This window comes from Paenibacillus thiaminolyticus (assembly GCF_003591545.1).
Taxonomy (GTDB): Bacteria; Bacillota; Bacilli; order Paenibacillales; family Paenibacillaceae; genus Paenibacillus_B; species Paenibacillus_B thiaminolyticus_A.
Map to the genome: position 1 here is coordinate 22,678 of NZ_QYZD01000046.1, position 9,962 is coordinate 32,639.

The window sequence follows — 9,962 nt, forward strand, 5'->3', positions numbered from 1 at the left end:
CTATAATCTAACCGGTTAGTTACTTTTGGCTGAATGGAGTTTTTTTCGTCATGACGGAAAGAAAGAAAAGGACGTATGATGCGGCAAGAACGAAGGAGATCATTCTGGACGCGGCAGAACAAATATTTGCCGAGCTCGGATACTCTGCGGCGCGAATCGACGCGATCGCAGGTGCTGCTGGATATAATAAGAGCCTTATTTATCAATATTTTCAGGATAAGCTGGGGCTCTATACCGAAGTCGTCAAGCGGGCCGACCGGCTGGGAAATCAAATGTTCCAAGAGGCAGCGGGTGATTTGCTGTCGGATGAGACTACGCTCTCGGATCCTGCCAAGTTCAAGCGGTTGCTTGAAGAAGTGATCACCATTTCGTATCAGTTCATGTCCGAGCACCCCAGTTACCTAAAAATCTATTCCTGGGAAGCCGCAGAGGAGTGGAAGACATGGAAAAAAATCTCGTACTCCCCGGATGATATTTTTCACTTTTATAAGCTGGCGCAAAGGGCAAAAGAGAACGGCATCATTCGTCAGGATATGGATGCGATGATGGTTCCGATCGTGATGATGAATGCGGTCATTCCATTTGTGCAGTCATTTCGGCGATTCAACAATATGCTGGATGATGATCTGGAATGGACGATGTCGCAGGAACGCTTCCGAGAACAGATTGTAACATTCGTGACGCATGGAGTAATGGAGCCGTCCCTATTATAGGGGCGTCCTTTTATTTCTATTTCTAACCAACTAGTTAGTTTGGGAGGATACTTATCATATCGATTAAAGGAGATTTTCATGAAGAGATTTGAGCAGAAAGTTGTCATCGTCACCGGCGGAGCCAGCGGGATTGGGGCCGCGGCAGTCAGACTATTCGCCGAAGAGGGAGCGAGGGTTGTCATCGCGGATTTTTCCGAACAAGGGCAAGAATTGTCCAATGAATTACATGCAGACGGCTTTGATTCCTATTTTATTCATGCGGACGTATCCAAAGAAGATGACGTGATCCGAATGGTCGATCAGACCGTTCAGAGATATGGCAGGCTGGACGTATTGTTTGCCAGCGCCGGCATCGCAAGTGATGGACCCACAGATCAGGTCGATTATGAGGATTGGCAGCGTACGATTGATATTAACTTGTCCGGCGTGTTTCTCTGCAACAAGTATGCCATCAAGCAAATGTTGAAGCAGGACAGCAAAGGCGCAATCGTCAATTGCGGATCTGTCAACAGTCATGTCGGCAAAGCGAGAGTCTCTGCTTATGCTTCGGCGAAAGGCGGCGTCAAGCTGTTGACCAAATCGACGGCCGTCGCTTATGCAGCGAGAGGCATTCGTGTCAATGCGGTATGCCCCGGATATATCGATACGCCTATGATGCGGGGGCTTGGCGAGGAGGTGACCAATTATTTGGTCGGACTTCATCCGATGGGAAGACCGGGAAGGCCGGAAGAGGTGGCGAAAGCGGTTCTGTTCTTAGCCAGCGACGACGCCTCCTTCATTACGGGCACAACCTTGCTCGTAGATGGAGGATATACAGCGGTATAAGGTAAAAGCACCCCAGGAGGAGAGCCCTGCAAAAGTCCGCTTTTGGAACTCTCCTTGCCGAAAATGAAGGAGTGTCCCCGGGAGCCATCGTCTAATCCGGCGTAAAACTGCGCTTCAATATGGAATACATAAAATAGATGAAGGAAAGTAGGGGATCGCATTGCAAAAGCAAAGCTTCGGCGGCATACTGCTCCTTGCCGGAGGGTCACTGATCATTCTGATGCATATGCTCCAGAACGGCGAAATGAGGCTGAGTAGTCCGGGAAATGTGTTCATGTATTTTTGGCCCGCCATTTTTGTCATTCCGCTTGGCATTTTATTTCACGTCATATATTTCGGCATGACCCGGGGAAGGGCTCCGGGGCTGCTCATACCCGGCGGCGTTCTGTGCATGGCTGGAGTCGTCTGCCAGATCTCGATGCTGTTCGACGCCTGGTCCTGGATGTGGCCGGGCTTCCCGTTAGCCGTAGCCTTCGGCCTGTTCGAATTCTATCTGTTCAGCGGCCGCAATAAATGGCTGCTTGTTCCGGTTTATATTTTGGGCAGCATGTCTGTCATCTTCTTCCTGCTATTCAGCATCGGAACGGTATTGGGGGCTGCCGGCGGCAGTTCTCTCGCTGCGTTGCTGCTTATCGGAGCGGGATTATATGTCATTTTGCGCCGCAATAATAGCGTAGTCGGATGACGCATTCCGAAGGGCCGCCTTACGAGGCGGCCTTTGGCCTGCCTGCAAGGGGGCTGGCTGCATTGACAATGAACATCAGTTGTAACTATAATGGTTGCATGAAAGGGTGAGCAAGATGAAGATAAGCAGCCGGTTTAGTGTGGCCGTTCATATATTGTCCTTGCTGACGTTGGAGCCGCAAGCTCATCATACCTCTGAATGGCTGGCCGGTAGCGTGAACACGAATCCGGTCGTTATTCGCAGAGTGACCTCCCAACTGAAGAAGGCCGGCCTCGTGGCGGTCCGCACCGGTACGGGAGGAGCCTCTTTGGTGCTTCCGGCAAGCGAGATTACGCTCCTTGATGTGTACCGCGCCGTTGAAGCGGTAGAGGAAGGGGAATTGTTCGGCATGCATGAGCGTCCGAATCCGCAGTGCCCGGTCGGCGCCAATATCGAAGCGGTGCTGCAGATCATTACGGCCCAGGCGCAGTCCGCGATGGAGCGCGTGCTGGAAGAGATTACCCTGGAGCAGGTTGCCCTGAATCTGAAAATGCACATCAATGCGGAAGAAAAGTAAATCTTGAGACATCGATTGTTAGCGGACATGCATGGCGGCATCGGATGCCCCATGCATGTTTTTTTGGGTTTATTTTGTAATGGCAAGTCATAGGTCTAAATGCCTATTTGTTTGTCACGTAGGCATAATGATATAAATTTTTTGTCGAATCATCACGATATATATTTATGGATTTTCATGAGGCAGAAATACGGATTTACAAAAACGGTTCTCAAACTGCGGGTTCCAAATGAATGAAGATACCCGTATTTTCCTGCTTACATTTAAGGGGTGAAGAAATGAAAAACAAGAGTTTAGTATTTAAATCGGTGTTGGTGCTGTCCACGCTTCTTGCGGTCATGTCGTTGGTATTTACCAGCTTTAGTTATATGTCCGGACGAGGCATCTATAATGATGAGTTGTTAATTGTACATACATCGCTTAACCAGCAAATTAGCTTGGAAGTAGAAGCAATTGCTGAGGCAGAGAACAAAATGAAAACCATGAGCTATGACCAGTATATGGAAGATCAAAAGATGACCTGGATCCAGGAGAATCTGGAGAGTATGATTCGCGAGGGGTATATCTCCAATACCTATCTGTTGAAGCCGGATCTAATCGAGAAAGACGGAAAAGTGTATATGACGGTCATTCATGCCAACAATGATATGATTGAATCTGGCAACAAGCCGCTTAGCGACATGGATTTGCCGAAAGAGTTGGTCCAGGCTTTTTATGACATAGAGAAAGATGATATCGGTATCTCCTCGGTATATTCCGATTCCATGGGCCAATGGATATCGTTATTATCTCCCATTGTTAATGACCAAGATGAAACGATCGCGATTTTGGGCGTCGATTTTAACTATTCGAAAATAAACCGCGATCTGAATCAGATGATGTGGAGAAATATAGCCGTCGGAGCCGTGACCGGCCTTACTTTTATTCTTCTTATCACGTGGCTCCTCCGCAAGACAATCCGTCCGTTGAATGAGTTGGCGGAATTGGCCAAGCGGGCGGCTAAGGGAAATTTGACGGTCCGCATTCCGGTCAATTCGCGGGATGAGATCGGCGTGCTGTCATCCAGCTTCAATGAAATGATAACCGATATCCGCGAGCTGATCGGCAGCATGAAGGAGACGACGAGCCATGTCACGGAGGCTTCGAATCACCTGACCGTCATCTCGCAGCAGACGGCGCAATCGACGCACGAGATCTCGAGCGCCATTCAAGAGGTGGCTTCCGGTTCGGAGACGCAGCTGACGGGAACGGAAGAGAGCAAGATCGCGATGGGCGAGATGGCCATCGGCATCCAGCGGATTGCGGAATCGTCATCGAACGTGTCCGAGTACAGTGTAGCGGCCGCTCAAGCCGCAAAGCAAGGGAATGAAGTCGTTCAGCAGTCGATCACGCAGATGAACAGCATCCACTCCTCCGTGAACGAGTCGGTCACGATGGTGCGGAAGCTGGCGCAGCAATCGAATGAGATTGAGCAAATTGTATCGGTTATCGGCAACATCGCCACCCAGACGAATCTGCTGGCATTGAACGCCTCGATCGAAGCGGCACGTGCCGGCGAGCATGGCCGGGGCTTCGGGGTCGTCGCGAAGGAAGTACGATCGCTGGCTGAGCAAGCGAAGGTATCGACGGAGCAGATTGCGGAGCTGCTGCAATCCGTCGTAGCCAGCACAAGGCATATGGCCGGCGCGATGGAGTCGACGGCAGAGGAAGTGCAGGAAGGGACACAGATCGTGCAGGTAGCCGGGGAGACCTTCCAGAAGGTATGGAGTTCCATCCAGGAGGTATCCGATCAAATCCAGGAAGTGTCCGCGGCTTCGGAAGAAATGTCTGCCGGCAGCGAGCAGGTCGCCGCTGTGCTGGATAACTTGGCCGAGATTGCCAAGAATGCCTCCGAGAGCTCGCAAAGCGTGGCAGCCTCCTCCGAGGAGCAACTGGCCATTGTTGAAGAGATTGCCGATTCCGCAGCGATGATGAGCGGCAAAATGAAAGAGCTGGATCAGGAAATGAAGAAATTTATCATCTAGGTCAGACCGCTCGCAATAGGAAGCAAATGAGCACAACCTCCCGTGAGAGAAGAAATGTATCTTGCGGAGGTTTGTGTTTTATTGTCGAATTAGGTTCAGAGCCGCTTGCAAAGAACGGTGCCTCGTGACATGCTCTTACTAGCGCATCGTGCGCTATCCTTGGCACAGGATGCGAATTCGACATGCATCATAAGGAGGACGAACGATGAATCGGATGTTGCTATGGCCGCAAGGAGCGCCATTATCTATGGGGGAGCCGGCGGAAGGGGGACCGGCGCTGCACCTCTTTCCGGCAGTCGGCCCGGAGCCTGCCGGAGCGGTTATTGTCTGCCCCGGCGGCGGATACGGCTTCAGGGCGGAGCATGAGGGGGCTCCGGTCGCGGAATGGTTGAACTCGCTCGGAATACACGCCTTCGTGCTCGATTACCGGGTGCACCCTTACCGCCATCCAGCGCCGCTGCTCGATGCCCAGCGTGCCATTCGCCTCGTGCGCAGCCAAGCCCGGGCGTGGAACGTCCGGCCGGACCGGGTCGGCATCCTCGGCTTCTCGGCGGGCGGGCATCTTGCCTCTACGGCGGGAACGCGCTATGACCTCGGCATGCCGCATGCCGCAGACCCGATCGACCGGGAGAGCTGCCGGCCCGATGCGATGGTGCTCTGCTACCCGGTCATTACGATGGGAGAGAGCGGGCACCTCCATTCGCGCGAGAATCTGCTCGGCCCCGATGCGGATCCGCAGCTGATCGAGGCGCTGTCCAGCGAGCGCCATGTGACGGAGGATACGCCGCCGGCCTTCCTGTGGCATACGTCGGAGGATGATGTGAAGGTGGAGCATAGTCTCCAGTTCGCCTTGTCACTTAGCCGGAAGGCGATCCCCTTCGATCTGCATGTCTACGATAAGGGGCCCCATGGATTAGGCCTAGCTACGTCCGACCCGTACGTCGGCGGGTGGACCACCCAATGCGGCAAATGGCTGAAGAAGCTTGGCTTCTAACTAGCAGAAAAAGGAAGCAAGGAAGCGTTAGCTAGCGGAAGTAAACGGAAGGAAGAGGCAGTAAGAGGCAGGAAGATCCGCAAGCGCGTCCCGGACGTGCTGGCTGCGGACACGGATTGGACAGGGATGGAGCGGCTGCCGGAGCGGCCGCTTTTTCCGTATGTATGACAAGCTGCGGCGCGATGTGACAAAACGATGGACAAGGGAGCCGCTAAGGCGATCGTGGCGACGATTATCTCGGTGGCCCATCATTTGAACATGCGCGTGATCGCCGAAGGCGTCGAGACAGAGGATCAGCTGCACTACTTAATCGAAAATGGCTGCGATGACATTCAGGGCTTCTTTTTCAGCCCGCCGATGAGCGCCGAGCAGTTGCAGGGCGCCATTCTGAGTAGAAAAATAGACCGAGGGGGATCGCGTCTCCCCGCGCAAAAAGGCTGTGCATCCGGACCTTGCTGCCGGTGCACAGCCTTGCTTAATCATCGGACCGCTCCGACCTCTACCAGTTCGACGACATGCGGCTCTGTGATACCGCGATTCACGGGCGGTACCGGCATATCGGGTTCTCGACCGTCCTGTTCGGACGAACGGAAGGAATGAACGAGCACGGGCTGTGCGTCACCTTCTCAGCTTGCGGCCAACCGGTCGGGAATATGGAGGGCATGCGGGCGGCGAAGGTGAACGGCCTGCAATTCTGGGCGGTCGTGCGCACGGTGCTGGAACGCTGCAGGACGGCCGTGGAGGCCGTCGCCGCCCTACGCGAGATGCCGATCGCCTCGAACATGAATCTGATTATCGCGGATGCATCCGGGCATGCCGCGCTGCTGGAGACGTTCGACGGCGAGATTGCGGTCAAGGAAGCGGACGGAACGGCAGAGTCTTATATTACGGCGACGAACCATCCGCTGTTCCCGGAAGTCGCCCGGCTGGAGCCGCGCCGGCTGAATCACTCCGTCGTGCGCCACGAGCTGCTGAATGAGGCGCTCGGAGGAAGCGCGCCGGTCGGCAAGGACGAATTGCGCGGGCTGGTCCAGCAGGAATATCCTCATGGATTGACCGTGCACAATTACCGGCAATGGTTCGGGACGCTCTATTCGATCCTGTTCGATCTGAACGAACGCGCGCTGGATATCTGCTTCGGCTCGCCGCTCCAGAATCCATGGTATACTGTCCGCATCGGAGCACGGTTCCCGTTGGAGCAGGTGAAGGTGCGGCTGGAGCATCGCGATCCCGAGCCCGGCTTCTGGCAGCTGGTCTGACGCGAGGCTGAAGCCTTCAGCACTTCAGCAGCTTTGGCACTTCAGCAGCCTTCGGCAGCGAGTGCAGGCTCCCGGCACGTACGTTCCGGCGGGAGCGGCGCTGGGTGAGAGGGCAGAGTGAAATGGCTGGGCGAGATGAATAAGATGGAAGGAAGCAATGAACGGATGACGGGGGATACGAAATGACGTTCCATCATCGAAAGCGCGGTCCAATCGAGACCCATCTGGAGGAACCGCTGCACGCGGACGAGGTGGCCAGGCATGTGCATATCTCCTACTACCACTTCCACCGCTTGTTCCATGCGATGACAGGAGAGACGATCGGAGACTATATCCGCAAGCGGAGACTGACGGAAGCGTCGCTGGAGCTGATGGGAACACGGCGGCCGATACTAGATATCGCCATCGATTATCAGTTCGAGTCGCATGAAGCCTTCACCCGCGCATTCAAAAAAGTGTTCGGCCTGTCTCCGTACGCTTTCCGCCGCAAGGGGATCCGTCCGGTCGTCAACAGCAAAGGAGCGCTTACCGGCCCGCGGCTGCGCCATCGCGTCAGCAGCATCAGCCTCGAGCCGGAGATCGTCGGGCTGGAGCGGAGCATCACGGTCATCGGGCTGCAGGACCACAGCAATCTGCGCGACAATCATATCCCGGACATGTGGTCCGAATTGCTCCGGCAGCGCCGGGAGGCCCCGCCCGGGAGCCTGGGATCGACGGCTTACGGCATCTGTCAGGCGATGGGGGCGATGCCCGTGCATGATCTGAGCGAGGAGACGATGTTCGGGCAATTCGTCGGCTTCGAGGCGGCAGGGGACGGGTCGCCTCCGCCGGGGATGGCGGCTTATGTGATTAACCCGGGCAAGTACGCGGTCTTTCGCCACCGTGGCCCAACCTCCTTGCTGCGCAGCAGCTATGAGTACATTTGGGGAACGTGGATGCAAGCCGCCTCCTGGAAACTGGACGATCGCGACGATTTCGAACAGTATGGAGAAGATTTTTACGGAACGGAGCATGAGGACTCCATCATTCGTATATTTATTCCGGTCAATCCGGAGGCCGGCGCATCCGGTTGAGGGCAGAAGCCAAGAGATATAAGGCAGAAAACAGAACGTATTATGCAGAACGTAGAACACATAACACACGCATAGTGCAGAACGCATGAATGCAGGACACTTAACGCATAACACACGCATAGTGCAGAACGCATGAGTGCAGGACAGTTAACGCATAACACACGCAAAGTGCAGAACATATGAATGCAGGACACATAACGCACAACACAGCATAATACAGAACGCATAACGCACACATAAATGCGGAACGTAGAATGCACATGCTGTCAACAGAGGACGATCTTTTCCGCATGCGCGGAAGAGGTCGTTTTTTGTGCTGGAGGCCCCTATACCGCAACAAGGATAGAAGCGTGTTCCATTTTATCCCGCTCTTCGCTGTGAACTCGTTGTATAATATAGGTATCATGGCAAGGAGGAACTTATCACGTGACATTAATCAAGCAACTGACGAATCAGGACGACTTTATCGGCTTTTATTTGCTGAAGGAGCTGGAGGTCAAGCAGACGAACGGCAATCCGCCGAAGGACTATTTGGACATCGTCCTGTGTGATGCGACCGGGCAGCTTCCAGCTAAATATTGGGATGCATCCCCGACCGATAAGGAGACATTTTTCCCGATGGGGCTCGTGAAGGTGCGCGGCATCGTGCAGACTTACCGGGAACGGCTGCAGGTGAAAATTCTGCAAATCCGCCCGGCCAAGGAGGAGGACGGGGTGACATTGACCGATTTCATTCGTTCGGCCCCGATTCGTCCCATCGACCTGATTCATGCGATCAAGCAGGCCATCTCCAGCATTTCCGATAAGGAGGTTCGCGCGCTTGTCTCCTTCTGCGTAGCGAAGGTGGAGGAGAAGCTGATGCACTACCCGGCAGCGAAAACACATCACCATGCCTATTTCGCGGGCTTGGCCTATCATATGGTGCGCATGCTGGAAATCGGGGACTTTCTGTGCCGGCAGCGGCCGTTCCTGAATCCGGATCTGCTGAAGGCGGGCATCATTCTTCACGATATTGCGAAGCCGGAGGAAATGGTGGCCCAGCTTGGCATCGTATCGGAATATAGCGTTCAAGGCAAACTGGTCGGCCATATATCGATGGCATCGAACTGGATTACGGAGGCGGCCCTGCGGCTCGACATCGATCTTGAATCGCCGAAGGTGCTCGGCCTGCAGCATCTCGTGCTGTCACATCATAATCTGGGCGAATGGGGCAGCCCTGTGCAACCGCAGACGCCGGAGGCGGTGGCGCTCCATCATATCGACGCGCTCGACGCGAAGCTCCAGATGGTCGAGGATGCGCTGGACACGACGCCGGAGACGGAGGAGTGGACGCCGTTCATCCGCGGCTTGGAGAACAAGGCGATTTATCGGATGAAGCTGTAGTACATAAGTTAAATCAGCGTACAGGCCGGAAGGCAGCGGGTTCATGTTCATTCATGGATCGGCTGCTTTTTTTGGCGGCTGTTCTGGTGGGGGCAATTAGAGACATCTTAAAGTCGGATGATCGGAAAATCTCCCGAGTATAATGCATGTAAGTGCTTTATATTTTGGAAGGTGGACCTGTTGAGTCATTTCGACACGGAGCTGAATGTTATCTCTATCCGTATTGCTGTAGAACTTTACTTCAATTTTTGTTAACTCTCTATTTGTGTACTCATTCTTCTCCTTACTTGCAACAAAAGAGTCTACTTCTACAGTGACGCCATTGATTGTTATTTGGCTTACCATTGAATCGCCTCCCTCACTACACATTTCGACATAAGGAGGGATATTCCAGCAATAAAAACCAGCTAATGTTTGTCAAGCTGCACCCTTGGTGATTTAATGAATTAC

Annotated in this window: 10 protein-coding genes; all 10 read left to right on the top strand. The window is 53.9% G+C overall.

Annotated features, from left to right (window positions below; genetic code table 11):
• Positions 1 to 50 precede the first annotated feature (50 nt).
• On the top strand, positions 51 to 713 hold the full coding sequence (locus DQX05_RS27480) for a TetR/AcrR family transcriptional regulator (RefSeq protein ID WP_119796465.1): 663 nt from the start codon (positions 51 to 53) through the stop codon (positions 711 to 713).
• A gap of 78 nt (positions 714 to 791) precedes the next feature.
• On the top strand, positions 792 to 1,538 hold the full coding sequence (locus tag DQX05_RS27485; RefSeq protein WP_119796466.1) for an SDR family NAD(P)-dependent oxidoreductase: 747 nt from the start codon (positions 792 to 794) through the stop codon (positions 1,536 to 1,538).
• A 160-nt stretch (positions 1,539 to 1,698) separates the two neighbouring features.
• On the top strand, positions 1,699 to 2,223 hold the full coding sequence (locus DQX05_RS27490) for a hypothetical protein (protein ID WP_119796467.1): 525 nt from the start codon (positions 1,699 to 1,701) through the stop codon (positions 2,221 to 2,223).
• A 115-nt stretch (positions 2,224 to 2,338) separates the two neighbouring features.
• A complete protein-coding gene (locus DQX05_RS27495; protein ID WP_119796468.1) occupies positions 2,339 to 2,779 on the top strand; it encodes an Rrf2 family transcriptional regulator in 441 nt (146 codons plus the stop codon).
• Positions 2,780 to 3,057: 278 nt separating this feature from the next.
• Positions 3,058 to 4,803 carry a methyl-accepting chemotaxis protein gene (locus DQX05_RS27500; RefSeq protein ID WP_119796469.1) on the top strand — a complete coding sequence of 582 codons (1,746 nt, stop codon included), beginning with the start codon at positions 3,058 to 3,060 and terminating at the stop codon, positions 4,801 to 4,803.
• A gap of 205 nt (positions 4,804 to 5,008) precedes the next feature.
• Positions 5,009 to 5,797 carry an alpha/beta hydrolase gene (locus DQX05_RS27505; RefSeq protein WP_119796470.1) on the top strand — a complete coding sequence of 263 codons (789 nt, stop codon included), beginning with the start codon at positions 5,009 to 5,011 and terminating at the stop codon, positions 5,795 to 5,797.
• Between the two features lie 195 nt (positions 5,798 to 5,992).
• Positions 5,993 to 6,397 carry an EAL domain-containing protein gene (locus DQX05_RS32635; RefSeq protein WP_259392268.1) on the top strand — a complete coding sequence of 135 codons (405 nt, stop codon included), beginning with the start codon at positions 5,993 to 5,995 and terminating at the stop codon, positions 6,395 to 6,397.
• Positions 6,313 to 7,056, top strand: a complete 744-nt coding sequence (locus DQX05_RS27515; protein ID WP_259392269.1) for a C45 family autoproteolytic acyltransferase/hydrolase — start codon at positions 6,313 to 6,315, stop codon at positions 7,054 to 7,056. Before DQX05_RS32635 ends, DQX05_RS27515 begins: the two co-directional genes overlap by 85 nt.
• A gap of 182 nt (positions 7,057 to 7,238) precedes the next feature.
• On the top strand, positions 7,239 to 8,129 hold the full coding sequence (locus DQX05_RS27520; RefSeq protein ID WP_119796471.1) for a helix-turn-helix domain-containing protein: 891 nt from the start codon (positions 7,239 to 7,241) through the stop codon (positions 8,127 to 8,129).
• A gap of 426 nt (positions 8,130 to 8,555) precedes the next feature.
• Positions 8,556 to 9,512, top strand: coding sequence for a 3'-5' exoribonuclease YhaM family protein (locus tag DQX05_RS27525; protein WP_119796472.1), 957 nt, complete (start codon positions 8,556 to 8,558; stop codon positions 9,510 to 9,512).
• Positions 9,513 to 9,962: the final 450 nt, after the last annotated feature.